Origin of the sequence: Glutamicibacter sp. FBE19 (genome assembly GCF_015524875.1) — a bacterium.
In the GTDB taxonomy this organism is placed as follows: Bacteria; Actinomycetota; Actinomycetes; order Actinomycetales; family Micrococcaceae; genus Glutamicibacter; species Glutamicibacter halophytocola.
Genome location: NZ_JACKQN010000012.1, coordinates 1 through 26,351, shown reverse-complemented (window position 1 = coordinate 26,351; position 26,351 = coordinate 1). Strand labels below are relative to the sequence as shown.

25 protein-coding genes and 5 tRNA genes are annotated in these 26,351 nt (G+C 54.8%); 22 read left to right on the top strand and 8 right to left on the bottom strand.

The genetic code is table 11. From position 1 onward, the window contains the following. Positions 1–23 precede the first annotated feature (23 nt). Positions 24–746 carry a LysE family translocator gene (locus tag H6F58_RS16015; protein ID WP_060701818.1) on the bottom strand — a complete coding sequence of 241 codons (723 nt, stop codon included), beginning with the start codon at positions 744–746 and terminating at the stop codon, positions 24–26. Between the two features lie 156 nt (positions 747–902). On the opposite strand from H6F58_RS16015, the gene H6F58_RS16010 reads away from it, so the two are divergent. Continuing rightward, positions 903–1,349 carry an Lrp/AsnC family transcriptional regulator gene (locus H6F58_RS16010; RefSeq protein ID WP_060703400.1) on the top strand — a complete coding sequence of 149 codons (447 nt, stop codon included), beginning with the start codon at positions 903–905 and terminating at the stop codon, positions 1,347–1,349. A gap of 11 nt (positions 1,350–1,360) precedes the next feature. Here the strand turns inward: H6F58_RS16010 and H6F58_RS16005 are convergent, their stop codons facing one another. Beyond that, the gene (locus tag H6F58_RS16005; RefSeq protein WP_171918388.1) at positions 1,361–2,455 is read right to left on the bottom strand and encodes an MFS transporter; all 1,095 of its coding nucleotides are present in this window, start codon (positions 2,453–2,455) and stop codon (positions 1,361–1,363) included. A 737-nt stretch (positions 2,456–3,192) separates the two neighbouring features. Between H6F58_RS16005 and H6F58_RS18010 the strand changes: the two genes are divergently transcribed. Beyond that, a complete protein-coding gene (locus H6F58_RS18010; protein ID WP_206693759.1) occupies positions 3,193–3,432 on the top strand; it encodes a hypothetical protein in 240 nt (79 codons plus the stop codon). 75 nt (positions 3,433–3,507) lie between these two features. On the opposite strand, the gene H6F58_RS16000 is transcribed toward H6F58_RS18010, so the two are convergent. Beyond that, a tRNA-Arg gene (locus H6F58_RS16000) sits at positions 3,508–3,581 on the bottom strand. A gap of 177 nt (positions 3,582–3,758) precedes the next feature. On the opposite strand from H6F58_RS16000, the gene H6F58_RS15995 reads away from it, so the two are divergent. From H6F58_RS15995 to ettA, 3 genes are all read left to right on the top strand, one after another. Beyond that, positions 3,759–4,595 (top strand): CPBP family intramembrane glutamic endopeptidase, encoded by an 837-nt coding sequence (locus H6F58_RS15995; RefSeq protein ID WP_171918390.1) that lies wholly within the window; start codon positions 3,759–3,761, stop codon positions 4,593–4,595. 76 nt (positions 4,596–4,671) lie between these two features. Then, the gene (locus tag H6F58_RS15990; RefSeq protein ID WP_171918391.1) at positions 4,672–5,121 is read left to right on the top strand and encodes a single-stranded DNA-binding protein; all 450 of its coding nucleotides are present in this window, start codon (positions 4,672–4,674) and stop codon (positions 5,119–5,121) included. Positions 5,122–5,233: 112 nt separating this feature from the next. After that, the gene (gene ettA, locus H6F58_RS15985; protein WP_060701813.1) at positions 5,234–6,916 is read left to right on the top strand and encodes an energy-dependent translational throttle protein EttA; all 1,683 of its coding nucleotides are present in this window, start codon (positions 5,234–5,236) and stop codon (positions 6,914–6,916) included. Positions 6,917–6,987: 71 nt separating this feature from the next. Here ettA and H6F58_RS15980 read toward each other — a convergent pair whose 3' ends face one another. Further along, positions 6,988–7,491, bottom strand: a complete 504-nt coding sequence (locus tag H6F58_RS15980) for a flavin reductase family protein (RefSeq protein ID WP_146275280.1) — start codon at positions 7,489–7,491, stop codon at positions 6,988–6,990. Positions 7,492–7,626: 135 nt separating this feature from the next. Between H6F58_RS15980 and soxR the strand changes: the two genes are divergently transcribed. Further along, on the top strand, positions 7,627–8,112 hold the full coding sequence (soxR, locus tag H6F58_RS15975) for a redox-sensitive transcriptional activator SoxR (protein WP_146275279.1): 486 nt from the start codon (positions 7,627–7,629) through the stop codon (positions 8,110–8,112). Between the two features lie 93 nt (positions 8,113–8,205). Further along, a complete protein-coding gene (locus tag H6F58_RS15970) occupies positions 8,206–9,942 on the top strand; it encodes a 2Fe-2S iron-sulfur cluster-binding protein (protein WP_195182140.1) in 1,737 nt (578 codons plus the stop codon). A 34-nt stretch (positions 9,943–9,976) separates the two neighbouring features. Here H6F58_RS15970 and H6F58_RS15965 read toward each other — a convergent pair whose 3' ends face one another. Continuing rightward, positions 9,977–10,867, bottom strand: a complete 891-nt coding sequence (locus H6F58_RS15965) for an acyl-CoA thioesterase II (RefSeq protein ID WP_060701809.1) — start codon at positions 10,865–10,867, stop codon at positions 9,977–9,979. 173 nt (positions 10,868–11,040) lie between these two features. On the opposite strand from H6F58_RS15965, the gene H6F58_RS15960 reads away from it, so the two are divergent. Beyond that, positions 11,041–11,700: a hypothetical protein gene (locus H6F58_RS15960; RefSeq protein ID WP_146275277.1), complete on the top strand. Its 660-nt coding sequence runs from the start codon at positions 11,041–11,043 to the stop codon at positions 11,698–11,700. 63 nt (positions 11,701–11,763) lie between these two features. On the opposite strand, the gene H6F58_RS15955 is transcribed toward H6F58_RS15960, so the two are convergent. From H6F58_RS15955 to pepN, 3 genes are all read right to left on the bottom strand, one after another. Further along, on the bottom strand, positions 11,764–12,264 hold the full coding sequence (locus H6F58_RS15955; protein ID WP_146275276.1) for a globin: 501 nt from the start codon (positions 12,262–12,264) through the stop codon (positions 11,764–11,766). Next, positions 12,257–12,751, bottom strand: coding sequence for an OsmC family protein (locus tag H6F58_RS15950; protein ID WP_075972471.1), 495 nt, complete (start codon positions 12,749–12,751; stop codon positions 12,257–12,259). Before H6F58_RS15950 ends, H6F58_RS15955 begins: the two co-directional genes overlap by 8 nt. 98 nt (positions 12,752–12,849) lie before the next feature. Then, the gene (pepN, locus tag H6F58_RS15945) at positions 12,850–15,390 is read right to left on the bottom strand and encodes an aminopeptidase N (RefSeq protein WP_171918393.1); all 2,541 of its coding nucleotides are present in this window, start codon (positions 15,388–15,390) and stop codon (positions 12,850–12,852) included. Between pepN and H6F58_RS15940 the strand changes: the two genes are divergently transcribed. The 14 genes from H6F58_RS15940 (at position 15,389) to H6F58_RS15875 (ending at position 26,083) form a co-directional block, all read left to right on the top strand. Then, the gene (locus tag H6F58_RS15940) at positions 15,389–15,715 is read left to right on the top strand and encodes a hypothetical protein (protein WP_146275274.1); all 327 of its coding nucleotides are present in this window, start codon (positions 15,389–15,391) and stop codon (positions 15,713–15,715) included. The genes pepN and H6F58_RS15940 overlap by 2 nt on opposite strands. Beyond that, complete coding sequence (locus H6F58_RS15935) at positions 15,678–16,151, top strand: ribose-5-phosphate isomerase (protein ID WP_146275273.1); 474 nt, start codon at positions 15,678–15,680, stop codon at positions 16,149–16,151. The genes H6F58_RS15940 and H6F58_RS15935 overlap by 38 nt, the downstream gene beginning before the upstream one ends. Before the next feature lie 2 nt (positions 16,152–16,153). Then, on the top strand, positions 16,154–17,122 hold the full coding sequence (locus H6F58_RS15930; RefSeq protein ID WP_171918394.1) for a DNA glycosylase: 969 nt from the start codon (positions 16,154–16,156) through the stop codon (positions 17,120–17,122). 185 nt (positions 17,123–17,307) lie between these two features. Then, positions 17,308–17,381, top strand: a tRNA-Gly gene (locus H6F58_RS15925). Positions 17,382–17,828: 447 nt separating this feature from the next. Further along, positions 17,829–17,903, top strand: a tRNA-Pro gene (locus tag H6F58_RS15920). A gap of 143 nt (positions 17,904–18,046) precedes the next feature. Beyond that, positions 18,047–18,121, top strand: a tRNA-Pro gene (locus H6F58_RS15915). A gap of 157 nt (positions 18,122–18,278) precedes the next feature. Next, positions 18,279–18,353, top strand: a tRNA-Pro gene (locus H6F58_RS15910). 88 nt (positions 18,354–18,441) lie between these two features. Continuing rightward, positions 18,442–19,773, top strand: coding sequence for a trigger factor (gene tig, locus H6F58_RS15905; protein WP_060701804.1), 1,332 nt, complete (start codon positions 18,442–18,444; stop codon positions 19,771–19,773). A 247-nt stretch (positions 19,774–20,020) separates the two neighbouring features. After that, positions 20,021–20,617, top strand: a complete 597-nt coding sequence (locus tag H6F58_RS15900; protein ID WP_060701803.1) for an ATP-dependent Clp protease proteolytic subunit — start codon at positions 20,021–20,023, stop codon at positions 20,615–20,617. Positions 20,618–20,663: 46 nt separating this feature from the next. Beyond that, positions 20,664–21,323, top strand: coding sequence for an ATP-dependent Clp protease proteolytic subunit (locus tag H6F58_RS15895; protein ID WP_146275271.1), 660 nt, complete (start codon positions 20,664–20,666; stop codon positions 21,321–21,323). Positions 21,324–21,492: 169 nt separating this feature from the next. Next, the gene (gene clpX / locus H6F58_RS15890; RefSeq protein WP_060701801.1) at positions 21,493–22,785 is read left to right on the top strand and encodes an ATP-dependent Clp protease ATP-binding subunit ClpX; all 1,293 of its coding nucleotides are present in this window, start codon (positions 21,493–21,495) and stop codon (positions 22,783–22,785) included. Positions 22,786–22,833: 48 nt separating this feature from the next. Next, a complete protein-coding gene (locus H6F58_RS15885; protein ID WP_146275270.1) occupies positions 22,834–23,442 on the top strand; it encodes a DsbA family protein in 609 nt (202 codons plus the stop codon). A 161-nt stretch (positions 23,443–23,603) separates the two neighbouring features. Further along, positions 23,604–24,539, top strand: a complete 936-nt coding sequence (locus H6F58_RS15880; RefSeq protein ID WP_146275269.1) for a hypothetical protein — start codon at positions 23,604–23,606, stop codon at positions 24,537–24,539. A gap of 539 nt (positions 24,540–25,078) precedes the next feature. Next, a complete protein-coding gene (locus H6F58_RS15875) occupies positions 25,079–26,083 on the top strand; it encodes a hypothetical protein (RefSeq protein WP_171918396.1) in 1,005 nt (334 codons plus the stop codon). Positions 26,084–26,351: the final 268 nt, after the last annotated feature.

The following is a 26,351-nucleotide window of genomic DNA, read 5'->3' as shown; positions in this document are numbered from 1 at the left end:
TTGATCGGTGTTCAATGAAGTAGCTATGCGGCGAAAAATTGATCGAACATCAAACCGAGAGACAGCAGCACCATGATGATCCCGGAAAGTAACGTCACAATGCGAGCTGCAAGAGGCCTTGATCGGAGCAAGGCGCGAGCGGCCAAGGCAACCGCGAAGTACACGGCAATGGATACGCCAAAGTGGGTCAATCCGAGGATGCCTGTTTGAACTGGCATCGGCATGGGCAGCGATGCATCCAGATATTGGGGGATGAGCGCGACGTACAACAACAGGGCCTTGGGGTTCGTTCCGCTGGTTAGCAGGCCCTTGAAAAACGAGGTGCGAGCCGGGATCGTTTGCTCGGCCATAGGGAGCAGGGCGACACCTGCGCTCGCAGCGCTGCGTGTTTCGGTTGTCGCGTCCAGCTCTCGGTGGGAGATCTCATCGGCGGATGGGCCTGCAGGTTCGCTGAAGAATGTCGCCTTCTTGCAGGACCGAAGCGTGGAAATTCCAAGCCAGAGCAAGTAGATGGATCCTGCCGCGGTCAGCCACATCAGCATGGTTGGCGAACTGGCCACGAGCGCGGCGATCCCGCATACCAGCAACGCTGTATGGACGAGATAGCCCGAAAGTAGTCCCCAGACGGCGGGCTGGTAGGTTTGCTTCCTCAAGGCAGAGGAAATGATGTACGCCCAATCAGCTCCTGGCGTGCACGCCAAGGTGACTGAGACCAGGAGAAAAGATGTGAGCTGGGCGAAATCCATTATCCAACCTTCTGTGGAACAAGTTGCGTTGCCTCAAGCCTAGGAAAACTAACACCAAATGTGTTTGCCTGTTTTTGGCCAAAAGTGGAGATGGACGCAAAATAATCATGCACTTCTCGAAAACAGCGCAATATATTTGTGCTGTACGCTAAGTTCATGGATGACTTGGACCGTGCAATACTTGCTGAATTGCAACTTGACGGACGCATCAGCGCTACAGCTCTGGCAGCCAAAATTGGCTTGTCCGTGGCTCCGTGCCATCGGCGTATCCGCGAACTTGAGCGCTCGGGCGTGATTGCTGGATATCAAGCTGTGATCGCCCCTGAGCGAATCGGGCTCGGCTTTGAAGCCTTGGTTTTCGCTACGCTCAAGGACCGCGCCCAGCTCAAAGAGTTCGAGATGGCAGTCGAACGCGAAGAATTGATTGTCGATGCGCAGCGGCTATTCGGCGAACCCGACTTCCTGTTGCGGGTTTTTGCCGAGGATTTGAGCCACTACCAGCGTGTTTATGATGAAGTGCTGGTCGAACTGCCGGGCGTGGAGAAGCTCACCAGCACCATCGTCATGCGCAACATCAAAGAGCGAGCCGTACTACCGGTCTAGAGCGGGTGTGCTTATGGCCGTGGGCGACGGCTTACTCGCGGTGTTAGCAGCAGGGACACTACGAGGACTGCAGCGCAAATCCACAAGGCCTGGGGGAGTCCGGCTTCATCAACGATAAAGCCAATCAGCGGTGGGCCGCCGAGCATTGCTCCGTAGCCGAAAGCGCTGATGATACTCACTGCCTTGGGTCCCAGCCTCACCGAACGGGATGCTGCAATGCTCATTCCCACGGGGAACCCAAGCGAACTGCCCAGCCCCCACATCGCAGAGCCCAGCCCGATGGAAAACGGGGTTGAGCCAATGATGAACAATGTGACACCCAGTAGCCCTATCGAACCCATGAGCAAGAGGGTGTACTTGTGCCCCATCATGTCAACCAGGTGCCCCCCAAGGAAGCGTCCGACGGTCATGGCTCCCACGAAGAGGGTGAACATCAGCGCGCCCTCCTCGTGCTCCAGCCCATGGCCGCTTACCGAGGCAACCGCGATCCAATCGTTGGCCGCGCCTTCGGTGAAGCTGAGGCCGGCCACCATCAGGCCAAGCAGCAGCAGTAGTCCAAGGTTGCGCAGTCCCTGCGGTCGCTCATCCGCAGCCGCCTTGGCCCTCTCAGCGAAGTTTTCGTTGTCCCATTCCGAAAGGCCAAGGTGGGCGATAAAGGCAAGGGCAATGATCAATACTGAAACGAACGCGAAGTGCCAGATGCTGCGTACTTGCATAGCGATCGTAGCTGTAGCCAATCCTGCGCCCAACAGTGATCCCAAGCTGAAAAAGCCGTGCAGGGATGGCATGATGCTACGCCCGAATTGGCGTTCGATCCGGGCGCCGCTGACGTTCATCATGATGTCGAGGCATCCAAAAATGATTCCGTTGATGAAGAGCGCCAGGTAGGCAAGCCAAGTGCTCTCCGCAAGTGAAATCGCTACGCCAAGAACCGGCAGGCAAAGTGCAAGTCCTAGAGGCAGAATGCAAAGGAGGCGCTTGGTTGGGATGTATTTGCTAATCAGCGGGATCACCGACAAGCCGATCAAGGTGCCCAAAGTCATGCAGAGGAGAAATGAACCGAGGCCTAGACCCGAGAATCCGAGGACATCATCAATGATCGACAACCTCCCTGCCCAGGAAGCGAACGATAATCCCGCAAGCAGGAATATTAAATTGATACTGGTGCGTTCTGTAGGCAGGCGTCGCGCTCTAATGGCGACCGGTTGGGTCATCTGACAGTATTCCCTGTTTTCCCTTGGTTTCTATATTTCCTAGAGTTTATCGCAATCTCGTCTACCAAGTTACTAGCCAGTTAACCCTGGGTGATATTCAGCGGTGATGTGTCGGTCTTGCTCAGCTCGCGCATAGGAAATGGGAGCCGAAGAGCATTTTTCGCCAGACGTGCCTGTGTCGAGGGAGCTGAATCTGAATCGAGGGCACCCGCGGTCGGACTCAGCCAATTGCGAATCGGAGGAGGCCGCCGTCTACGAGCAAGAGTAGACGAGCAGTGGTTATTGAAGTATCTTCCCGGAAGAATTCCTGCCTCTAACTGGGAGGGCGCACTTCCATGCGGGCGTGGTTGCGTTTCGGGCGCCGGCTGCGGGCGCCTGTTCGGTTCGACTTGCCATTCAACGCGTGTCAGTGGATTCCTTGCCTGTTTTGAAGAGCCTAGGAGGCATGCGCAGTGCGTCGATTCAGATCAGTTGTCGTAGCCCAGATGCCCGATTCATTATTACCGCGATGGCTGGCAGCCATGGAAGAGTTTCCGTCCTGGTCTGGTGTTCCGGTTGGGCGGGGACGCGGTAGTGGGCATGCGGCAGCAGCGAGGCTGCTTTTGCTCGAACCTGAATCGAGGGTGCCCATGGACATCTTCCAATGGTCGCAGGTGGCAATGCTCGCCAAGTGGCAGCAGATGCTGGGTGATATGCATGATGATGTGGCGACGAAGCTCACTGATCAGTGGTTGCTTGATCTGGAGCCAGAATTCAGTATCATCTCGCCGGAAGGAACGCGGAAGGAACGCGGAAGGAACGCGGAGGGAGCGCCCGAGCGGGGGAGGGTGAAACCAAAATCGTGGTGTTGTTGTGGTGCAAACGCTTGAAATGTCCCGAGCATCGGCACAAAAAAGAACCGCCATTCACTTGTTTTACCAAGCGAACAGCGGTTTTTGTGTTCGTGCCCCCGGCGGGATTCGAACCCACGACCTAGAGATTAGAAGGCTCTTGCTCTATCCAGCTGAGCTACGGAGGCATAACCGAAAATAGTCTAGCTTATCGCTCGCCGAAAATTCGACTTGAAGTCGGTAGGGTGGAAGCATCCTTCAACATAGAACGCTGGCTAGGGGTACTTAGGTTGCTGAGATTGAAATATGGCAGTCGCCTGAGTGTCGTGTGCTTCATTGGACTGAGCCTAATACTCGCCTGGTGTGTGGCGACTCCCTTGTGGTTGGGCAAAGGGCTCAACGAACCGAGCTTCACCACGATTGCATCCCTCATGATGTTCACTCCTGCCGCGGCTGCTTTGGCGGTATCTCTACTCGAACGACGCGGGTCCGCGTTCCTGCGTGACACAGGTATCTGGCCGTTAAAGCGCTCGATGCGATTTCTCGTGTCAGTCCTTCTTGCGTTGCTGATACCCATTGCATTAGTTGTTCAGGCGCCCTTCATCGGTACGTGGATTGGGGTCTTTCCTGGCGATCTCCAAAACTTCACGCTCCTGAATTTCGTCTCCGGGACTAAGGGCCCAGTGCTCTACCTTGCAGATCAAGCGTTACTCATTGTCCTTGCAGGGCTGGCCAACGCACTCCTAGCGATAGGCGAGGAAGTCGGCTGGCGTGGTTGGCTTTGGCCGCGGCTGGTGCCCACGGGAAGATTGGTGGCAATTCTCTTTTCGGGTGTTATTTGGGGTTTCTGGCACGCACCTCTGATCCTTCTTGGCTATAACTACCCGCTGTCCCCTGGATGGGGAGTCATCGCAATGTGCGGAGTCTGCATTGTGCTCGGCGCATTCCTCGGCTGGATTCGTTCGTACAGCGAGTCGGTTTGGCCAGCCGCATTGGCGCACGGCGTGTTTAACGCCAGCGTAGGTTTGACCTCACTTTTTATGACACTCGGCGCGTCGATGGACTCAACGGAATCGTCAATCCTGGGATGGACTGGCTGGATTCTCCCCGGGGTAGTTATTGCAGTGATCCTGCTTGTCAGCGCGATTCGATCAGGGGTTCCAGGTTCAATCTCCACAGTTCGCCAGAACCTCGAAAACTAGCTTCGAGCACTGCAGCAATATGGGAACCAACGCCGAGAAGAGTCCTCGGCGTAGGGAACCTAAGGAGTAGATACTCGTGAGTGATCAGGTGACTATCCGTGCGATTGTCGGCACGGATCCACAATTAAGCGTGACTTCAAAAGGTGTGTCCGTCTTAAAATTTCGCGTTGCAACACATGAGCGAAAGAGGGACCAAGAGTCGGGCCAATGGGTCGATGGGCCCACGAACTGGTACTCCATAAGCGCATTTCGTGGATTGGCCGAAAACACCATGGAGTCACTGGTGCAAGGTGACCATGTGATGATTTTCGGAAAACTGCAGATCCGTGAATTTGAACGTGCGGATGGAACGAAGGGCAATAGCGCGGATATTGAGGCCTATAGCATCGGGCATGATTTACGATTCGGCACAAGCTCCTTCACACGGGTTCGCACTGACATGGCAGAGGCGGACCGTAAAGTTCACCAAGGGGGTTCAACGGAGGCCGATGCAAGTTGGCCAAAAGGCACCGATCAGGCGGCTTGATTTTGAGATGGTTGGCGATGTTTGGTTCATTCATATGAAACCGGACACCGCCAACCAAAATAGTTAGCTGAGAATTCGGAATTGACCCCTGTCACCGACTAGCCTTAAGAGCATGGCGGAATTCATTTATACGATGACCAAGGCTCGTAAGGCCGTTGGTGACAAAGTCATCCTTGACAATGTCAGTATGTCGTTCTTCCCAGGCGCCAAAATTGGTGTTGTGGGACCGAACGGTGCTGGTAAGTCAACGATCTTGAAGATCATGGCGGGTCTCGACACCCCGTCCAACGGCGAGGCACGACTCTCGCCAGGATATTCGGTGGGCATCCTGATGCAGGAGCCACCGCTGAACGAAGAAAAGACCGTCTTGGGCAATGTCCAGGAAGGCGTTGGCGAGATCTACGAGAAGATCACGCGCTTTAACGAGATTTCAGAAGAGATGGCTCAAGAAGGAGCCGACTTCGACGCTTTGCTCGACGAGATGGGCAAGCTTCAGGAAGCTATTGATGCGGCTGACGCTTGGGACATCGACAATCAGCTTGAACAGGCGATGGATGCATTGCGCTGTCCACCAGGCGACGAGATGGTCACGCACCTATCCGGTGGTGAACGTCGACGCGTCGCCTTGTGCAAGCTGTTGCTGCAGAAGCCAGATTTGCTGCTTCTTGACGAACCAACCAACCACTTGGACGCAGAATCTGTGCTCTGGTTGGAGCAGCACCTAGCCGCCTACCCAGGCGCAGTCCTTGCTGTTACCCACGACCGCTACTTCTTGGACCACGTCGCCGAATGGATCTGTGAAGTTGACCGCGGTCGCCTCCACCCATACGAAGGCAACTACTCCACGTACCTGGAGAAGAAGCGCGAACGCATGGAGGTTCAAGGCAAGAAGGACCAGAAGCTTGCCAAGCGACTGGCTGAAGAACTCGAATGGGTTCGTTCGAATGCCAAGGGCCGTCAGACCAAGTCGAAGGCTCGTCTGGCTCGTTACGAAGAGATGGCAGCGGAAGCAGAGCGCACCCGCAAGTTGGACTTCGAAGAAATCCAGATTCCGCCAGGTCCTCGCCTGGGCCAGGTCGTTATCGAAGCTGACAACTTGAAGAAGGGCTTCGGCGATCGCGTTCTGATTGACGGACTGTCCTTCTCGCTGCCACGAAACGGCATCGTTGGCGTAATTGGTCCGAACGGTGTCGGTAAGTCGACTCTCTTCAAGACCATTGTTGGCATGGAAGATCTGAATGGGGGTTCGCTGAAGATTGGCGAAACCGTCAAGATCTCATACGTTGACCAGAACCGCGAGAACATCGACCCCAACAAGTCGTTGTGGGAAGTAGTTTCCGACGGTCTGGACTACATCAATGTTGGTCAGGTTGAAATGCCGTCGCGTGCTTATGTTTCAGCGTTCGGCTTCAAGGGACCAGACCAGCAAAAGAAGGCTGGCGTGCTTTCCGGTGGTGAGCGTAACCGCTTGAACCTGGCATTAACCCTGAAGCAGGGTGGCAACCTGTTGCTTCTCGATGAGCCAACTAACGACTTGGACGTTGAGACCCTGTCATCGCTGGAAAATGCTTTGCTTGATTTCCCGGGTTGCGCTGTCGTGGTCTCCCACGATCGCTGGTTCCTGGACCGAGTCGCAACACACATTTTGGCCTACGAGGGCACCGAGGAGAACCCTTCGAACTGGTACTGGTTCGAGGGCAACTTCGAGTCCTACGAAGCGAACAAGATTGAGCGCTTGGGCGCTGATGCCGCGAAGCCGCATCGCGTAACCCACCGCCGTCTAACCCGCGACTAGGACAAGATTCAGCTATGGCCGCCACTTGTGGCGGCCATAGCTGTATCCGGGGTCAATTCTGATCTGAAAATTCAGTCCTGATGCACGGCAGCGAACAGCCCGGAGAGCTTTAGATACTCCCTGTTCTGGTGCAGTAGATGCTGCTGCTCTTCACCGCGAAAAATGTCGTGCACTTCTGCCGCTATCAATCGCGAGCCACCGACGCTCACTGAAGAATGAATTGTAGACCTGAAGGCAACGGGCGCATCTGCCAAGTACGGTTCACCCGTAGGCAGCAAATGGAAGTTCTGATCAGGCGTGAAACGGGGAGCGCCGGGCCGTGCAAAATTATTCGCCAGAGCTTCATGTTTTTCTCCGAGCATGTGGATGATGAAACTTGGTGCTGCCAGTACGGCGCCCGCGGCTCCCGATTCTTTTGCAAGCGAAAATGAGACGGCAACAGGATCTATCGACAAGGAAGCCAATGATGAAATCGTCAATCCGTACGGTATTTCGTCCACTGTTGCGGTAATGAGTGCAACGCCAGCTGGATGATGACGGAACGCGGCACGGAATTCATCTGACAATTGGCTCATCAAGTAGCTCCTTTAAGCTGAGTTGAAATGCGTTGCTCAGCGGGCGACACGGAAGATTTTGATCTCCCGCCAACGATACTGAATACCTCAAGGCTAAGACCTCAAGTAACCTTGAGGTCAAGGAGAGGATGGGTGATGATTCCCACGTCAAGTCAAGACGAAGGCCCAAAAGATGTTCCGGCCGAGGAACTTTTGTCCATTGGCCAAGTTAGCGAGCGCACCGGTGTGGCTCGCTCTGCGCTTCATTTCTATGAAGAGGTCGGACTAATCGCGTCATTGCGCACGGCAGGAAACCAGCGACGTTATCCGCGGCACCTGCTTCGCCGAATTTCACTGATTACTGTTGGCAAGCAATTGGGCATTGCTCTCAGCGACATTAAGAGAGCACTAGCTCCCGTGCCGATGGATCGATTGCCCTCCGAAGAGGACTGGATTCGGGCCACCGCGCAGTGGAAGCTTGTCCTTGAAGCGCGCAGGCGAGCAATCGAAGAACTAGAAAATCGCCTCATGGGCTGCATTGGTTGCGGCTGCCTATCCATGCAGGCATGCAGCCTCTTGAACCCGGCAGATCAACTTTCCCGCCAAGGATCTGGGGCCCGACGACTTGATGCCGAAGACTGAGAAGAATAGGCGTCTTGAACTGGTGAGCCGCGAGTCGAATCGCAGATATTCATCTTGTCGCTTCCTGCCTTGACTAGTAATTAGACTGGGACCATGAGAATTGATCAGATGTTCCGTTTTCCCATCAAGGGCCTGCCGGGAGAACCGATTACTTCCGCGCCAGTTGAGGTTGGCAGAGGAATACTGGGCGATCGAAGCGTGGCCTTCTCAAATGGCACCGTGGAGGTCGCGGACGGCGAATGGAACAGCTGCCTTAGCTTCACTATTCTCAAAAACAACAAGAGCCTGCAAAAGTGGTCGGTAAAGTCGGAACCGCCTTTCATTACTGTATCGGCGCCTAGGGAAGCCGATGGGGATGCTCTGACTTTCGATTCATCTCACGTGGACGGCCGTCGTGAGTTGCGCGAGTATTTATCCGTGCATCTTCCCACGCAAGGACCTTATCGGCGAGATGTCATTTCTACGCCCAATGGGATGTTCGATTCGCAGCTATCGGGGATTTCAATTATTAATCCAAATACCGTGAGACAGCTGTCCAAAGCTGGAGGAATTGACCTAGACCCTCGCAGATATCGCGGTAATATCCTCGTCGAAGGCCTTCCCGCATTTGCTGAATTCGGACTGATCGGGAAAGTGCTGCGAATCGGTGGCGCCAGGATTGCGATCACCAAATCCATCGAACGGTGCTCGGCTACCTCTGTTAATCCAGAGACAACGGAAGTCGATACAAACGGACCCCGATTACTTGCCACTCATTTTGGCCATCTCCACTGCGGAATCTATGGGACCGTCCTCACCTCCGGCCCTTTAGACGTTGGCTCGGGGATAGAAGTTGAAGAGATGCGCGAGGAAGAATCCCATCTCGTGCCCGCTAAACGTTCGCCGAGATTTGCCACCGTGCTGAGTACCACCGCGCACAGCCCAGAAATTGTCGAACTCACCCTGAGCGACCCGTTTGGCTGGTTCAGCGAACATGATGAAGCAGGCAAGTATCTTCGGGTTCACCTCCCAGACCCATTGTGGCGCAACTACACAATCACCTCGGTAAACGACGGTACTGTCAAGATCGCGATAAAGGTGCAAGGTGATGTCTCCCGGCGTCTGGCAAAACTCCAGGCCGGCGACGAACTATTGGTTTCCGGTCCTTATGGCACAATGACTGCACCGAATGTGCTGCGTCGCCGAACTGCCCTCGTGACTGCCGGGATCGGAATCACCCCGGCTATTGGTTTGCTGCGGGACCCCAAGGCAGCCTCACTAGTTGAGGAGCTTCGCTTGCTGCATGTCGAACGCGGTCGGCCGAGCCAATTGTCCGTGCAAGTGCGGGAGCTTTCGAGCCTCGTGGATGCCAATGCTGAATATCAACGATTCGACAGTTCAGAGAGGCGTCCTACTCGTCATGAGATCGCGGGCATTGTCGACGGTTGCGACAGCATCGTGATTTGTGGACCTGAGGGATTTACTCGAGAGGTCCATGACCTTTGTCTGGAACAGGGGATACTGCCAGAGAAAATCCATGGGGAGACCTTCGTTTCGCCACAAACTGATCTAGCAAAACTCTTCCAAGGGCTACCCGCGGCGAGCGTCCGCTGCCAGAGCTCAGGGACAGAATTTATTTGGAAACCCGAAGACGGTGTCCTGTTGGATTCGCTCGAAGCAGAAGGCCTGGATGCGCCCAGCTTGTGCAGGGCAGGGTCATGCGGGCAATGCGCGGTGAAACTGCTCAAGGGCAGTGTGACGTATCCGATGGAACCGAGCGCCGCAGTTCCCGCAGGGCAGATACTTACGTGTGTTTCTGTCCCAGCGGAAAATGTCGAGCTCGATCTCTGAATTGGATATTGGCCGGAATCAAAAAGGGCGGTTCTTATTTTTTGCCGAATTCAGGCAATCTGACCATTCCTTCTTGGGCCACAGTTGCTACGAGTTGCCCGTCGCGATTAAAGAATTGTCCAGTTCCCAGACCACGCGCTGATGAGGCGGAAGGCGAATGAAGAACGTATAGAAGCCACTCATCGACCCTAAAGTCTTGGTGCCACCACATCGCGTGATCGAGACTGGCAATACTCAGCCCCTGGTGCACCCAGGCCAAGCCGTGAGCGCGCAACACCGGTTCCAAAAGGACGTAATCGCTGGCATACGCCAACGCCGCACGGTGCAGAGCCAAGTCATCGGGCATGGCGGAAGTCGTGCGCAGCCATACGGCGCTATCGGCAACCTTGTTTTTGTCGCCTTCTAAATAAATCGGCTCGGTGACGTGGCGTACGTCGAAGGGGCGCTCAAAGGCCCACTCCTTTGCCACGGGATGGTTCAAATGCCCTACGAGCTCCGCAGTTGTTGGCAGCGATTCAGGATCAGGCGCTTGGAACGGCATTGGATCGTGATGTTCCAAGCCCTCGGCTGGCTCCTGGAAGGAAGCGATCATCGAAAGAATCGGCTCACCGTTCTGATAGGCATGAACCCGCCGGGCCGAGAAAGACCGGCCGTCTCGAAGCCGCTGCACGCCGAATGTAATGTTTTGGTTGGGGTCGCCGGGCCTCAAGAAATATCCGTGTAATGAGTGCACTGAACGAGTGGCATCTACAGTGCGGGTCGCCGCCATGATCGATTGGGCCAGCACCTGGCCGCCGAAAACCCGATTGCGGTTTTGCCTTGGTGTCTGGCCGACAAATATGTCTTCATCAGTTCGCGCCTGATGGTTGCCGTCCAGATCCAGAAGGTCTAGCAATATCTGAGTGGTACCTAGGTCTCCGGTCACGTTCTAAACTCCTTGCAGTGCGGTGGGGCAGAACCAAAATCAATATTACTTTAAAGTAATATTGACATCTGGTTTTCCCTGCTCGTAGGTAATCTATACGATTTTTCGGGTGCGCATCACGCCATCAGCTAATTCAATGACTCCGAAGCGATTGAGCGTGAGAATATTAATCCATGGCAAGCGATGTATTGATTCTTGACGATGTTAACTCTGTAAGCGATCTTGCGAACTTTGTGAGTCGGGCAAAAACTATTGAGGATGATGCTGCACTATTTGTTGCCAGAGGCACTGCCTTAGCTGTTTACGTCCCAGTTTTGGTCCCGGCCGAGCTGGGCCAAGGCCAGTACACGATTTTAGGCATGCGAGTGCATCGACTAGCTCAACCGGCCGAGATCAATGCGAGTTATTCGCTGTCGTCGATTCAGGATCGATTAGCTCGAATGGGGGATTCTTCCGTCGAGTTCACCTTGCCTCCCGTAGAGGCCACGGCCCGATGGGCTGGAATTTCTGTTCCGCTTTCAGGATGGGAAGATTCAGGAACAATTCCCGATCACGCACTGTCATCAGCGGCACAGACGGGAATTGACGCCGTGGCTCAAGCGTTGCCAGAAAACCCTGGCAAGCCGGTCATATCCCAGATCCGTCAACGAGTTTGGTCCTCCGAAATCGCTGGCCAGGAACCGCCGCTTCCTATGGGCGCAGCGTTTGCGATGCATGCCTTGGGGTTCCTATCGCCAAACGGCGAAAGCAGAGTGCTGCGACAGGGGACATGGCGCAGAATTAGCAATGGTCGTGGACATGCAGTCCTTCGACAATCTTCATTGCTCGGTTAGATGAGCATTAAAACGATGTGCTGGAACCAAATTTGGTTCCAGCACATTTGATTTTTCTCCAGATTAATCGGGAGTGTTCAGCATCGAGTGAGCTGCTCGCTCGAAGTAATCCCTGAGCGTCTCGGCTTGGAGCGGTGGCAACTCTAGCTGGTCAATTGCCTTGTTCATATGTCCCAGCCACACATCGCGGTAATGCGAGTTCACGGTGAAACTACCGTGGCGCATACGCAATCTAGGATGGCCGCGGTGTTCGGAATATGTGGTCGGTCCGCCCCAATACTGTTCAAGGAACAACTGCAGCCGTACTTGTGCTGGATGCAGATCCTTCTCGGGGTACATGGCGCGGAAATCCTGATCTTCGGCGACCGAAGCGTAAAAATTCTTGGTCAGCTGAGCAAAGACTTCGCGGCCGCCTACCTCGTGGTAGAAGGTCCCGGGGAATTGGGAAGCGTCAACAGATTCTTCCGCCAGGTCCAGGAATTCTTGGCTGGAAGGCCCCAGAACGAGGGGTTTGCTGAACGGATCCTGCTTGACGCTATGCGGGATCTGGGGGTGTTCACTCATTATTGATTCCTCGGGAAAGGTTCGGAGGGACAGGTTCATGAAGGACCGGGAAATTCACGGATCTGGCGATAAAGCAGACTTTGTTCGCTTGCCCATGCAGCGAGTCCGCAAGTTCTCGTTGTGCTTCGTCGGCAAGGCCAACCGCCGGATGCAGGACAGCTTGGACGAATTCGCCGCTATTATCACGGTTGAGCTGGAGCAGGCCATGGGCAGAGTCGCTGTAGCCGGTAACGATGACACCGTGTGCCACGGCGACGTGCAGATACGACAACATGTGGCATTGGCTCAACGCCGCGAGCAGTAGCTGCTCCGGATTCCACCGGTCCTTGTCTCCATGAAAAGTCGGGTCAGCAGTTCCTGGAAGATCTGGCAAGCCTACTGAGCGCACCACGTGGTCTCTACCGTAGCCACGGTAGCTCTCGGTGCCGGTACCGCGATTTCCAGTCCATTCCAGACTGATGTGATATTCATGCCGCGACAGATCCATACGTTCATTCTTACATCTTTAAACCATGAGGGTGCACTCAGGAACATGGTGAGCTCTGAGTGCACCCTGAGGTGAGATGTATCTGCTAACGCTGGGTTCTAGGCATCCGCTAGGCGCGCAGCCAGGGCGCGTCGAACATCAGCAGCAGACTCGGTCAACAAGCGACGCAGTGCCGGGTGCTTGTCACCGAGGGATTCGAGGAATGCCTCGGTCTGGTCCAAAGTCTGCTGGGAGACCTGGGAATTCGGGTAGAAGCCAAGCACGATTTGCTTAGCCATTTCGTGGGAGAAGGTTTCCCACGCATTGATCAACAGGCCGAAGTACTTTTCGGTGTAGCCGGCGATCAATGACTTGTCGTGCACGTTGTTGAATCCTGAAATGATGGCGCTCTGCTGGTCATTGGACAGCGTCGCTGCCGTGGCGGCTTCAAAGGCTTCGTCCTTGGCCTGCGCAGTAGGACGCGAAGCGCGGGCGGTGTACCAAGATGCCTTGCCTTTGGCGGTGTCGTCGGTTTCCAGAAGGGCATCAATCTGTTCATCGGATAGTCGGCCGCCGGCGCTCAAAGCGATCGCCAGGGACCAGCGAAGATCGGTATCGATCACTAGTCCGTCAAGGGAGGTTGACCCATCGAACAGGCCTTGGGCACGGTCCAGCTGTTCGGCAGTTCGCGAGCGATGTGCGAAGGCTTTGGCCAGCTGCAGCTGCGCGTCCGAACCGGCCTTCGCGTCCGAGGCAAGCTGCCACAACTGGTCTGCGGCTCGAATCGACAATTCTGTGCTGTGCTCGGCTGCAACGTAGCTATCCAGCGAAGTATTCAGCTGGCGCAGCAGAACCATGATGACCGTCGAGTCGGCTTCGTGGCCAATGTTGTTCAAGAGCAGCTGAACGTAGATGCTTGCTGGCGATTCCGCATCGCGCACCGAATCCCAAGCAGCCGACCAGACCAAGGTGCGAGGCAGGGATTCATTGAAATCCTTCAAATGCTCGGTGGCAGTAGCCAATGATCCTTCATCCAAGCGGATTTTCGCGTAGGTCAGATCATCATCATTGAGCAGCACCAGGTCTGGTCGCTGCAGGCCAGCCAAGGCAGATACCTCGGTGGCCTCGCCGGAGATGTCGAGTTCCTCGCGGTGCACGCGCTGCAAGGTTCCTGCCTCATCGAGGCTGTAGAAGCCGACGGCGAGGCGATGCTGTCGCAGCGTTGGGTGCTCGGCAATGGCCGACTGGCGAATGGTGAAGGAAGTGATTACACCCGCGGCGTCTGTTTGAATATCGGCGGTGAGGGTGTTCACTCCGGCCGTTTCAAGCCACTGCGCACCCCAACCGCTCAGATCGCGTCCGCTGGAGGCCTCCAATTCGCTGAGCAGGTCTGGCAGTTCGGTATTGGACCAGGCGTGCTTGGCGAAGTATTCACGTACTCCTGCCATGAACTCTTCCTGGCCGACAAAGGCTACGAGCTGGCGAAGAACGCTGGCCCCCTTGGCGTAGGTAATGCCATCGAAGTTGACCTCAACGTCTTCAAGGTCATTGATCTCGGCCACGATCGGGTGGGTTGAAGGCAATTGGTCCTGGCGGTAGGCCCAGTTTTTCTCCAGCGTATTGAAGGTGGTCCAAGCGCTGGTGAATTCGGTGTTCTGGGCAGCAGCAAGAGTGGACATGAATTCAGCGAATGATTCGTTGAGCCATAGGTCGTTCCACCACTTCATGGTGACCAGATCGCCGAACCACATGTGTGCAAGCTCGTGAAGGACGGTGATGGCGCGGCGTTCCACCATGGCACCGGTAGGGCGGGAACGGAACACATACTCTTCGAGGAAAGTGACTGCACCAGCATTTTCCATGGCGCCGGCATTAAATTCCGGAACGAACAACTGGTCATACTTTTCGAACGGGTATGGTGCGCCGAAGTTCTTTTCGTAGAATTCGAAGCCTTGACGCGTGATCGTCACGATATTTTCAACGTCCAGGTATTCCATCATGGAGGCGCGAGCGAAGACGCCGAGCTCGATGGTGCGACCGCTGGAGGAAACGAGCGAATCACGGGCAACCTGATACGGTCCGGCGATCAGCGCGGTGATGTAGCAAGAGATGCGCTGGGTGGGTGCAAAGGCCCAGGTTGCTGCTTCGCCCTGCTCAACGGGCTGCGGAGTTGGCGCATTGGAAATGACGTTCCAGTACTTAGGAGCGGTGATCGTGAACTGGAAAGTGGCCTTAAGATCGGGCTGTTCGAACACGGCGAACATGCGACGGCAGTCCGCCACTTCGAATTGGGTATAGAGGTAAACCTCTTGATCCACCGGGTCAACGAAGCGGTGAAGCCCTTCGCCAGTGTTCATGTACAGCGCGTCTGCGTCAATGACCAGGACATTGTGCGCGGCGAGGTTTGAAAGCTGAATGCGGATGCCATCCGAGGCTTCGGCCGGATCCAGATCAATTCCATTGAGATTAATGGAACGTACTGAATCCGTGACGGCATCAATGAACGTGGAAGACCCCTCGACAGCAGTGAAGCGCACGGTCGTCTTGGAAGTGAAGACGCGGTCGCCGCGGGTAAGGTCCAGGCTCACCTCATAGCTGTCGACGTTGAGCAGTTCTGCGCGAGTAGAAGCCTCGGCGCGAGTGAGGTTCAAACCTGGCATGGGTTCTCCAGTTCTTCATGAGGTGTGCATCCGCGGCAGTTATGAAACGGATATTGAATATTTCTATATTGTGTCATTGGCGACGGGGTATAAAGCAAGTCATCTCGGTGATCAATTTACTCAATTTTCAAATTTGCGCCGAAAACATGGCGCTTTGGGTCATGAACCCGCGGGTGGCCCCGTAAAAATGCCGGCCATGCACTTCAACATGGCAATGGGTCCGCCTGAAATCGCTAAGCTAGATGAGAAAGTATTTGACCCCTCCCAGATAAACGAGGCTTTAGATTATGCGCGTGCATATCGCTACAGACCATGCCGGACTTGAACTGAGCGACCACTTGGTGAAACACCTGACTGCCAAGGGCTACGAAATGATTAACCATGGTCCCAAAGCCTACGATCCGGAGGATGACTACCCAGCCTTCTGCATCAACGCGGCCAAGGCAGTAGTGGAAGATCAGCGCGCTGGTCTGGACTCATTGGGAATTGTCCTTGGCGGCTCGGGTAACGGCGAACAAATTGCCGCTAACAAGGTGGAAGGCATTCGCGCCGCGCTTGCCTGGAACCTGGACACGGCAAAGCTCGCCCGTGAGCACAACAATGCCAACGTTATTGCTGTCGGCGGACGCCAGCATTCCGTTGAAGAAGCAGCGGAGCTCATCGAAGCCTTCTTGGCTGAACCGTTCAGTGACGCAGAGCGTCACGTGCGCCGTATCGGCAAGATCGCTACTTACGAAACCACTGGCGAGGTCATCGACTAGTCGTGCCAGAAGGACATTCCCTTCACCGTCTTGCCCGCCAATTCGACGACGTCTTTGGTGGGCAAGTGGTTCAGGTTTCATCGCCACAGGGTCGTTTCAGCGAGGATGCTGCCCGTATTGACGGGCAGGAACTTGAATTGGCCTTCGCGAAGGGCAAGCAACTCTTTTGTCGATTTTCTAACGACCTCTACTTGCGCGTACATCTAGGGCTGTACGGCGCGTTCAGCTTTGGGGGAGACGGGCATTTTGCCGGCGCATCTTCAATTGGCGCCCCACGGAAAATTGGCGAGAGAGAAGTTGGAGCTGGTGGGAAGCCTGAGGAGTATGCAGGCCCGCCCGCTCCTGTTGGCGTCGTTCGCGCACGCATAGTCTCAGAACACGGCTGGGCGGATTTACGCGGTCCCACGGCTTGCGAAGTGCTTGATTACGCGCAGGTGCAAGTCCAGCTAGGTAAACTCGGGCCTGACCCGTTGGCTGGAGCCGCGGCCGACTTCCAAGCGTCCAAGTCACGTTCTGATCCGAAGCAGGCACAAGCGGTGCTGGAGGAGGGGTGCAAGGAGTTTCGAGACAATCTGTCTCGCACAAAAACTGCCATCGGGATCGCCTTGATGAATCAAAATCTGATCAGTGGTGTTGGAAACATCTACCGGGCCGAGGCGCTTTTCCGCAATCGAATCGCGCCAGAGCTTCCTGCAAATCAACTTACCTCGCAGAAGGCCAAAAAACTCTGGCTGGATATCGTCACTGTCATGGAAGATGGTGTTCGTGATGGAAAGATCATCACAACTTTGCCCGAGGATCGCGAAGACGGATTGCCACTTTGGCCTGAGAATGCCTACTACGTATATCAGCGCCAGGGTATGGGTTGTCGCCGTTGTACTGGAAAAATTTCTCTTGCCGAGGTCGCCTCAAGAAAGCTCTATTGGTGCCCGCGGTGCCAAAAGATGCCGCGATCGAAAAGAGCGGAATAGCGTTCGGGGCCGTAAATGAGATCAGCGGAATACTTTTCCTCTGATTCTCCGGCGTGTAGGGCTTTGAGTTGCGCAATCTAAATGCTATCCAAGAGGTTCCAAGTGAGACGGGGAATGGCCGATTTGCAAAGCGCATCTTTTATGGTCTAGACTCAATCTTGTTCGAAGCGCAGGGGCTTCGAAACGGGGATGTAGCTTAATGGTAAAGCCTCAGTCTTCCAAACTGATTACGCGGGTTCGATTCCCGTCATCCCCTCCAGAGAAAAGGCTCCGCATAGCGGGGCCTTTTCGCGTATCCGGAGCCCTGAATGCCTAGGGTGAGGCAGCTTGTCCGTGATGCGGATTCTTCTCCAATTTTTGTCGTTGCGCCTGAACTGGCATACGGACTTCGCTCTGCCGGGGCGATCTCTTTGGTCCCCGGGGGAGCAGGACTTTAGTCCAGCGCGAGGGGCCTGAGGGGGCCAACGTTGGAATGTTGCTGTTATTCAACTCACTTATCTCTTCAAGCAGTCCCAGATCAACCGTGTGATTACCGGAATTTCAGGGAATTGGGCGCGCTGGGCGTGGCGACATGACTGAGATTCGATTTTGCTTTTGGTTCGAACCCGTGTAACTTAGTTTCTTGTGATCAGCACGGGAAACAAATGATTCCCGAGAAGGTCATGGGACGGAAAGTCCAGATGAGGTTCGGTTTTCTGAACTGAATCGGGGTGTAGCTCAGCTTGGCTAGAGCGCGCGCTTTGGGAGCGTGAGGTCGCAGGTTCGAATCCTGTCACCCCGACTTTATGGATGAAGAAATTTTCAACCATAATTTGAATCCAAGAAATTGGGTTTGATGAAACTGATTGTTAGAAATAACTTCTCAGATTCGCCAATAAACGGTTAGGCGTCATCCGCTGTGAAAACACGGAGCGGCCGGCTAATCGGGGTGTAGCTCAGCTTGGCTAGAGCGCGCGCTTTGGGAGCGTGAGGTCGCAGGTTCGAATCCTGTCACCCCGACTTTATGAGAAGAAATCCTTGGATTTCTGAACATGAAAATTGAGAGCTAAATATTATTTAGATCTTGTGATCACTAAAAACTGTCAAAGGTAACTAGTAAGCATCACAAACGATTAGTGGATACAGGATGACTCGGGTTAGACTGTTCACTGCTAATCGGGGTGTAGCTCAGCTTGGCTAGAGCGCGCGCTTTGGGAGCGTGAGGTCGCAGGTTCGAATCCTGTCACCCCGACTCTGTCGAACAACCCCGCAACGCCACCATGTTGCGGGGTTTTTTTGCAGATTAGACCTAATATTAGACAACTCAGGAGTACAACGCTGTGAAGAGCGCCGTCGAAAACGTCAACCCGACCCGGGTTAAGCTGACCGTTGAAGTTCCTTACGAGGAACTGAAGCCCCGCGTCGATGAGGCGTACAAGACCATCGCTCAGCAGATTCAGATCCCAGGCTTCCGTAAGGGCAAAGTTCCTTCCCGCCTGATCGATCAGCGCGTTGGCCGTGGCTACGTCATCGAGACCGCAGTTAACGAAGGTCTGAACGACTTCTACCAGAAGGCCATGGTTGAGAACGAACTCACCCCTCTGTCCCGCCCAGAGGTAGACATCACCGAGCTGCCTTCGATCGAGAAGGAAGGCGAAGGCCAGCTGGTCTTCACCCTCGAAGTTGACATCCGCCCGAAGGTTGAGCTGCCGGATTACAAGGGCATCGAAGTTTCTGTTGAGGCAAAGGAAGTTGCTGACGAGGACATCGAGAAGGCTCTCGACGACCTGCGTGGCCGCTTTGGCACCTTGAAGGAAGTTGAAGCTCCAGCAGCTGCAGATTCCTTCGTCACCATCGACCTCACCGCTTCGGTAGATGGCGAAGAAGTTGACTCGGCTCAGGGCCTGTCCTACCAGATCGGTTCCGGCAACATGCTTGAGGGCATGGACGAGGCTGTTACCGGCCTGTCCGCTGGCGAAGACGCAACCTTTGAAACCACCCTGGCTGGTGGCGAGCACGCTGGCAAGGCAGCAACCGTCAAGGTTGTTATCAACGCCGTCAAGCAGCGCGAACTGCCAGAAGCAAATGATGACTTCGCTCAGCTTGCTTCGGAATTCGACACCATTGCCGAACTGCGCGAAAACCTGGCAAAGGATGCAGCAGAGGGAAAGATCGTTGAGCAGGGCGTAGAGGCTCGCGAGCTGGTTCTGGACAAGCTGGTTGAACTGGTAGAGGTTCCAGTTCCTGCTTCGGTTATCGATGAGCAGATCGAGCAGCACTTCAACGCTCCAGACGCCGAAGCCGATCACGACACCGAAGAGCACCGTTCAGAGGTTCGCGAGAACACCGAGCGCGCCTTCAAGAATGAGATCATCCTGGACGCTGTCGCAGACGCCGAGGAAGTTGGCGTGGAGCAGTCCGAGCTGATCGACTACATCGTTCAGACCGCTGGCCAGTACGGCATGGAGCCAAACCAGTTCGCTCAGATGCTGGACGGCGCCGGCCAGGTCCCAATGCTGATGGGCGAGGTTCGTCGTCGCAAGGCATTGGCCAAGGTTCTTGAATTCGCTACCGTCACCGATTCCAACGGTGCGGCTGTTGACCTGACTTCCTTCGTGAAGCCAGCAGGCGAAGAAGAAGCTGCCGAGGCTGAAGTCGAAGAAGCAAAGTAGTCTTTTCTAGACTCCTATGGCCATTGGCCGCCTTGAAAAAGGCGGCCAATGGCCATTTTTGTTCGCTGCAGGCGTGCATCATGCGCCGTGAGCGAAACAGGGGCATGAATCGCCCCATCAAAGCCTTGAAGTAAGTAATCTCAAAGTAACCAGTTGCAGCTTTGGGGTTGGAAATAGAAATCCCAGAATCTGATCTACACGTTTGGAAGAGGTAGAGAACATGTCAAATGATTCGCGCACTCCTACTATGGCAGCCGTCGATCCGGCCAGCCGTGACGACTACATCTACAACCGCTTGCTCAAGGAGCGCATCATCTGGCTGGGCTCCGAAGTCCGCGACGACAATGCGAATGCCATCTGCTCGCAGTTGCTCCTGCTCTCGGCCGAGGATCCGGAGAAGGACATCTACCTGTACATCAACTCGCCTGGCGGTTCGATCACCGCGGGCATGGCCATCTACGACACGATGAACTTCATCCCGAACGATGTTGTCACCGTGGCTACCGGCCTTGCCGCTTCGATGGGCCAGTTCCTGCTCTCCTCGGGTACCCCGGGCAAGCGCTTCGCGACTCCGAACGCTCGCATCCTGATGCACCAGCCATCTGGCGGTATCGGCGGCACTGCTTCGGATATCAAGATCCAGGCTGAGCTGATCATGCATATGAAGAAGGTCATGAGTGACTTGACCGCTGAGCAGACCGGTCAGAGTGTTGAGCAGATCCTGATTGATAACCAGCGAGACAAGTGGTTCACCGCTGAAGAAGGTCTTGCCTACGGCTTCTTCGACCAGATTGCAAAGCACGCCGGGTCTGTCACCGGTGGTGGCGGAGTAGAACGTCAGTAGCCGAACCCACCACTTGATACCCAAAGATTTGTCCTAGGAGATAACCATGAACTTCAATACTGAAGCTGTCAGTGGCCAGATGCCATCGGCTCGCTACATTCTGCCGCAGTTCGAAGAGCGGACCCCTTACGGGTTCAAGCGCCAGGATCCATACGCAAAGCTGTTCGAGGACCGCATCATCTTCCTCGGCGCTCAGGTCGACGACGCATCGGCTGATGACGTCATGGCGCAGTTGCTAGTCCTGGAATCTATGGATCCAGAGCGTGATGTCACCCTGTACATCAACTCGCCGGGTGGATCGTTCACCGCGATGACTGCAATCTACGACACGATCCAGTTCATCCGCCCAGAGGTACAGACCGTTTGCTTGGGCCAGGCCGCATCGGCTGCAGCTGTCCTGCTGGCTGCCGGTACGCCGGGCAAGCGCCTTGCACTGCCAAACGCACGCGTGCTGATCCACCAGCCAGCGATGGGTGGCGGTGAGCGGGGTACCGCTACGGACCTGCAGATCCAGGCTGAAGAAGTTATGCGCATGCGCAGCTGGCTGGAAGACACCCTGGCTTCGCATTCGGGACAGCCAGTTGAAAAGGTTCGCGATGACGTAGAACGCGACCTGTTCATGACTGCAACGGAAGCCAAGGCCTACGGCATTGTTGATGAGGTCCTGACGCCACGCAAGCTGAACCGCGCTCAGCTGGGCAGCTAGCACTAACTCGGAATAATCCCCGATGAATGGCGGTTTACCAAGTGAGGCCACTTCATGACAACTGAAGTGGCGCAACACAGGTAAACCGCCATATTCATCTAATTTGGGGGACAACTAGCCTAGAATTGAGTAAGTCCACAGCTACTCAAGTAAACAGGAGAATGGTGCGATGGGACGCATGGGTGAAGGCTCGGATCTGCTGAAATGCTCTTTCTGCGGGAAGAGCCAAAAGCAGGTTAAGAAGCTAATTGCAGGCCATGGTGTCTACATTTGTACTGAGTGCATTGAACTTTGCAACGAAATCATTGCTGAAGAGTTTGCAGAAGAACAGGTGCATGAGGAGTTCTCCTTGGCTAAGCCACGAGAGATCTTTGACTCGCTGCAGGAGTACGTTATCGGCCAGGAGAACGCCAAGCGCGCGCTTTCGGTCGCTGTCTACAACCACTACAAGCGCATCCATGGAAACCAGGATCATGGACCCGTGGCGGCATTGACTAATGATGACCCATTGGGGGAAGTCGAAGTCTCAAAGTCGAACATCATGTTGATTGGTCCGACCGGTTGTGGCAAGACCTATCTCGCACAATCCCTGGCCAAGAAACTAAACGTTCCTTTTGCTGTAGCTGATGCGACGAGCTTGACTGAAGCGGGCTATGTCGGTGAAGACGTCGAGAATATCCTGTTGAAGTTGTTGCAAGCAGCAGACTACGACGTTAAGAAAGCCGAAACCGGCATCATCTACATTGACGAAATCGACAAGATCTCCCGCAAGAGCGAGAACCCGTCGATCACGCGCGACGTTTCCGGTGAAGGTGTCCAGCAGGCGTTGTTGAAGATTCTTGAGGGAACTGTTGCTGCTGTTCCACCGCAGGGCGGTCGAAAGCACCCGCACCAGGATTTCATTCAATTGGATACCACCAATATTCTCTTCATTGTTGCCGGCGCTTTCGCGGGTCTAGAAGAGATCATTTCCTCCCGCGCAGGACAAAAGGGTATCGGTTTTGGCGCTCCTTTGACGGCGCTCAAGAACGAGACAGCATCGTACTCGGATGTTCGCCCCGAAGACCTCCTAAAGTTCGGATTGATTCCGGAATTTATCGGCCGCCTTCCAGTGATCACCACTGTTGAACATCTCGACAAGGAAGCACTTGTTCGTGTCTTGACTGAGCCCAAGAACGCTTTGCTCAAGCAGTACCAGAAGATGTTCCAGATGGATGGGGTTGCACTGAGCTTCGATCAGTCGGCGCTTGATGCCGTTGCGGAACTGGCCATCGAACGCGAGACTGGTGCCCGCGGGCTGCGGTCGATCCTGGAAGAAACTCTTGGCGGAGTCATGTTTGACCTGCCAAGTCGTGAAGATGTTGCTGAAGTTGTCGTGACACGTGCCACGGTCATTGACGGTGAAGAACCGGCAATGCTGTCACACGCAATGGTCGCCAAGCGCGACAAGAAGTCCGCCTAACCTGTTCATTGATCAAGAGTTTGATTTTCGTAGGAAAGTTGGTAACGCATGGCTGAGCGTCAGCACGTTGATTTCTGGTTTGATCCAATTTGCCCATTTGCCTGGGCAACGAGCCGGTGGATCAAGGAAGTTGAAAAGGTGCGTGACATTGACGTTTCTTGGCACGTCATGAGCCTATCGGTGCTCAACGAGGGCCGGGATTTGCCTGAAGACTATCGTGCAATGATGGATTCGTCGTGGGGTCCGGTGCGCGTAGTTCTGAAAGCTGCAGAAGTGCATGGCGAAGAAGTCAAGGACAGCCTCTACACTGCCATGGGCGAGCTGTTCCATTACGAGAAAATCTCCGACCGGGGCGAAGTGATCAAGAAGGCGCTTGAGAGGACCGGTCTGCCTGCAGAACTGGCCGAGGCAGCCGATACCGATGCCAACGACGAAGCATTGCGAGCCAGCCACGAAACCGGCATTAGCAAGGTCGGCCAAGACGTGGGCACTCCCATCGTAGCTGTGGACGGTGTGGCCTTCTTCGGGCCGGTTATCACCCGAGTTCCGACTGGTGAAGACGCAGGAAAGATGTTTGATGCAGCAGCACAGCTGGCATCGTTCCCATACTTCTTCGAAATGAAGCGCACTCGTACCGAGAGCCCAACCTTCGAGTAAGTATTCCGGATGCACCGATAGAAGGACGCTCACAATTCAGGGGCGTCCTTCGTTGCGTTAAGTCTTGGACATCGCGTTGGGTAAAGCTGGCACTTTCAGTGGTCATCCTCAGAATTATTCCCACCGGGGGATAGGTGGCCACCTTATCTAGGGAGTACGTTGTGGAAAGTCGTGTGCATATGCCTCTCTGGCGAAAAATAGTGTCCATTGCCTGCATAGTTGTGGGCGTGATCGTGGCCCCGTTTTCGGTCGGAGCTCTATGGGCCTCAGGGCATCTGACCAATACCGACGGCTTTGTAAAGACGTTGGGCCCACTGGCGCAGAATCAAAAACTCCAAGAACTGGTTTCTGGGCAAGTCGCGCAGTCAATTTCCGGGCAGCTTCGGATTGAGGAACGCCTTGACGCCGTCGCTGGCTCAGGATGGTTGTCGCGTCTCATCCCCGCTGAAGAGCTGGCATCAAAGGCAAACGAGACAATTGAGAATGCTGCATTGCGAGTCGTTCAATCTGAGAATTTCGCTACGAACTGGCAATCGGCACTACGTGCGAGTCATCAACGAACAGATCAAATCTTCACTGGTCAGAGTTCAGCTTCTCTTGACCAGGCAGGAAATCTAACTTTCGAGCTGGACGCAGTATTCGCCGGGATTTCAAAGACATTGACTGGATTGGGTATTCCGGATCTACCCGTATCGGGCCATTTCGACTGGCAATTGAAATTGATCCAGAACGATGCGCTGCCCATGGTGAAACAGGCTTACCTGGTGGTTGGCAATATTGGACCGTGGGCAATCTACCTGAACGCCGCTTTGCTTGTTGCCGGAATCCTGCTCGCTCCGCGGTACCTCTCAAAATCGTTGTTGTGGCTCGCTGTTGTCACCGCGCTGGGCTTCATCGCAATTAAAACCGTGATTCCCGACTTTATCCAAGAGCGCTTACTGGCCAACATGGATAGGGAACTGGCACGCGCCATTTTTGACCAGATTACCGGTGGCTTGGCCACAAGTTTCATCATCACCGCTGTTGCCGCGGGAATTCTTGGAATGGCGTCAGTGCCTCTTTTGCGCACGCGCATGCGTGAACTCACGAACCACTGACCCACCGGCTTTGCTTGAGTGAATTCGGCTTACGTCCGCTATTGGAGTACTGCGCAACATCTTGGTTCGAGAAGGAGCCGGCACCGTCCTGGTTCAAGGAGGCCAACGGTTCAATAAGTCCTTTTTGAACGAAAACGGTAACTGATTTTTGCACTCTTCAAGACCGGCCCGGGTGCATAAAGTACCTGATACCGAAGTTTTTCTTTCATAATTTTATTGAGTGCAACCCAGATGCTTCGTATGTCTGGGGGTTCCTCTGATGAGAGCTGGCTAAACCGAATTTTCTGGGACTGTCCTGGTCGCCGGGAACTGATCGCCACGTAACGGGTCGTCTTGTCTCCTGAATCCAACGGCTCGGATTTACCTGTGAAGAACCTGAGTTGCTTCATGTTCGCAGGCTAAACCGTCGCGTTCGTTGACGTTAGCGGAGGAAAAAATTCCTATAGAAATTGTGTGAAGTGTGTGTTTGACTAATTTGCACGAGTGCTGCGGCACACCCATCGATAGTGGCCATCCGCCACTGGACAAGGAGTTATATCGTGCAAGTTCGTTCAGTAAAGTCGAATTCCTCGAAGGTCAAAGGCCGGCGGAGGCTGGCCGGAGCCGCACTTTTGGCAGGCGCCATGATGCTCAGCGTTGCACCAATGGCCAGTGCGGCACCCACCTCAACAAACGATGACATCAAATCGATTAAGATATCGTCGCAGAAGTCTGATTCGGCGCTTGAGTATTGGACTGCCGACCGAATGAAGGCTGCCAAGAGCGCTGACGCACTGGTCGCTGGCAAGTCGGGATCCGCAGCCAAGGTGGATACCAGCAAAGCTTCCAAAGTTCCTGGCCAGTCAGCCAACGCTAAAGCAGGAAAAATCAGCACAAAGGCTGGCGGGAAAACCCGCGGACAAGAGGCGCCCGTATCGCATATCGGCAAGGTGTTCTTCACCCTCGGCGGGCAGGACTATGTTTGCTCCGGCAATTCAGTCGTGTCAACGAACGAATCCACGGTGTCCACCGCGGGCCACTGCTTGAACGAGGGCCCTGGCGCCTTTGCAACTCGCTGGGTTTTCGTACCTGCCTATGAAAATGGAAATGCGCCCTACGGTTCCTTCGCCGCCACCGAACTGGTCACTACCGCCCAGTGGTCAGATGATGGCGACATCACCTACGACACGGGCTTCGCTGTGGTTTCGAACAGCAATGGCACGACACTAACCGACACCGTTGGCGCTTCGGGTGTTGCCTTCAACCAGCCGCGCGGTGAGTACTACACAGCCTATGGTTACCCAGCTGCTTCACCATTCAATGGTGAGACTCTGCAATCCTGTGCCGGTTCGGCAACCGACGATCCATTTGGCCAGACTCAGTCGCAAGGTATTCCTTGCAACATGACTGGCGGTTCCTCGGGCGGACCATGGTTCTTGGGCTCGGGCTCATCGTCGTACCAGAACTCGGTAAACAGCTTCGGCTACAACACCGTTCGCAACACGATGTTCGGCCCATACTGGGGCTCGGTAATCCAGCAAGCGTACCAGAACGCGCAAAGCTAGATCGCTGAAGGTGGGCGGAGGAAAAGCAATGAGGCTTTTCGAGGCATTTCAAGGAGAAAGAAGAGACGATGCCACAAGAGCATTCTTCAAAAGACGGGCCCAGCCGCCCACCGCAACGGCATGATTTAGAGCAATGCGCTGAGGAGCAACTGGAGCACTTCAACGAAGAACGCCGGCGCCAGGCAAAACCAAGAAAACTCATCCGCCCTTCACCGCCAAAGCAAAAAGCGGGGGAGGAGAAGAGCTGAAACGCATTGGGCGGCCATTC

What these genes read in the sequence shown, in the direction of transcription:
- clpX (WP_060701801.1), top strand. Translation starts at nt 21,493, where the DNA reads ATGGGACGCATGGGTGAAGGCTCGGATCTGCTGAAATGCTCTTTCTGC.
- H6F58_RS15970 (WP_195182140.1), top strand. Translation starts at nt 8,206, where the DNA reads ATGAGAATTGATCAGATGTTCCGTTTTCCCATCAAGGGCCTGCCGGGA.
- H6F58_RS15955 (WP_146275276.1), bottom strand. Translation starts at nt 12,264, where the DNA reads ATGAGTGAACACCCCCAGATCCCGCATAGCGTCAAGCAGGATCCGTTC.
- H6F58_RS15935 (WP_146275273.1), top strand. Translation starts at nt 15,678, where the DNA reads ATGCGCGTGCATATCGCTACAGACCATGCCGGACTTGAACTGAGCGAC.
- H6F58_RS15900 (WP_060701803.1), top strand. Translation starts at nt 20,021, where the DNA reads ATGGCAGCCGTCGATCCGGCCAGCCGTGACGACTACATCTACAACCGC.
- H6F58_RS15940 (WP_146275274.1), top strand. Translation starts at nt 15,389, where the DNA reads ATGGGTTCTCCAGTTCTTCATGAGGTGTGCATCCGCGGCAGTTATGAA.
- H6F58_RS15895 (WP_146275271.1), top strand. Translation starts at nt 20,664, where the DNA reads ATGAACTTCAATACTGAAGCTGTCAGTGGCCAGATGCCATCGGCTCGC.
- H6F58_RS15885 (WP_146275270.1), top strand. Translation starts at nt 22,834, where the DNA reads ATGGCTGAGCGTCAGCACGTTGATTTCTGGTTTGATCCAATTTGCCCA.
- pepN (WP_171918393.1), bottom strand. Translation starts at nt 15,390, where the DNA reads ATGCCAGGTTTGAACCTCACTCGCGCCGAGGCTTCTACTCGCGCAGAA.
- H6F58_RS16010 (WP_060703400.1), top strand. Translation starts at nt 903, where the DNA reads ATGGATGACTTGGACCGTGCAATACTTGCTGAATTGCAACTTGACGGA.
- H6F58_RS18010 (WP_206693759.1), top strand. Translation starts at nt 3,193, where the DNA reads ATGGACATCTTCCAATGGTCGCAGGTGGCAATGCTCGCCAAGTGGCAG.
- H6F58_RS16015 (WP_060701818.1), bottom strand. Translation starts at nt 746, where the DNA reads ATGGATTTCGCCCAGCTCACATCTTTTCTCCTGGTCTCAGTCACCTTG.
- soxR (WP_146275279.1), top strand. Translation starts at nt 7,627, where the DNA reads ATGATTCCCACGTCAAGTCAAGACGAAGGCCCAAAAGATGTTCCGGCC.
- H6F58_RS15950 (WP_075972471.1), bottom strand. Translation starts at nt 12,751, where the DNA reads ATGGATCTGTCGCGGCATGAATATCACATCAGTCTGGAATGGACTGGA.
- H6F58_RS15960 (WP_146275277.1), top strand. Translation starts at nt 11,041, where the DNA reads ATGGCAAGCGATGTATTGATTCTTGACGATGTTAACTCTGTAAGCGAT.
- H6F58_RS15980 (WP_146275280.1), bottom strand. Translation starts at nt 7,491, where the DNA reads ATGAGCCAATTGTCAGATGAATTCCGTGCCGCGTTCCGTCATCATCCA.
- ettA (WP_060701813.1), top strand. Translation starts at nt 5,234, where the DNA reads ATGGCGGAATTCATTTATACGATGACCAAGGCTCGTAAGGCCGTTGGT.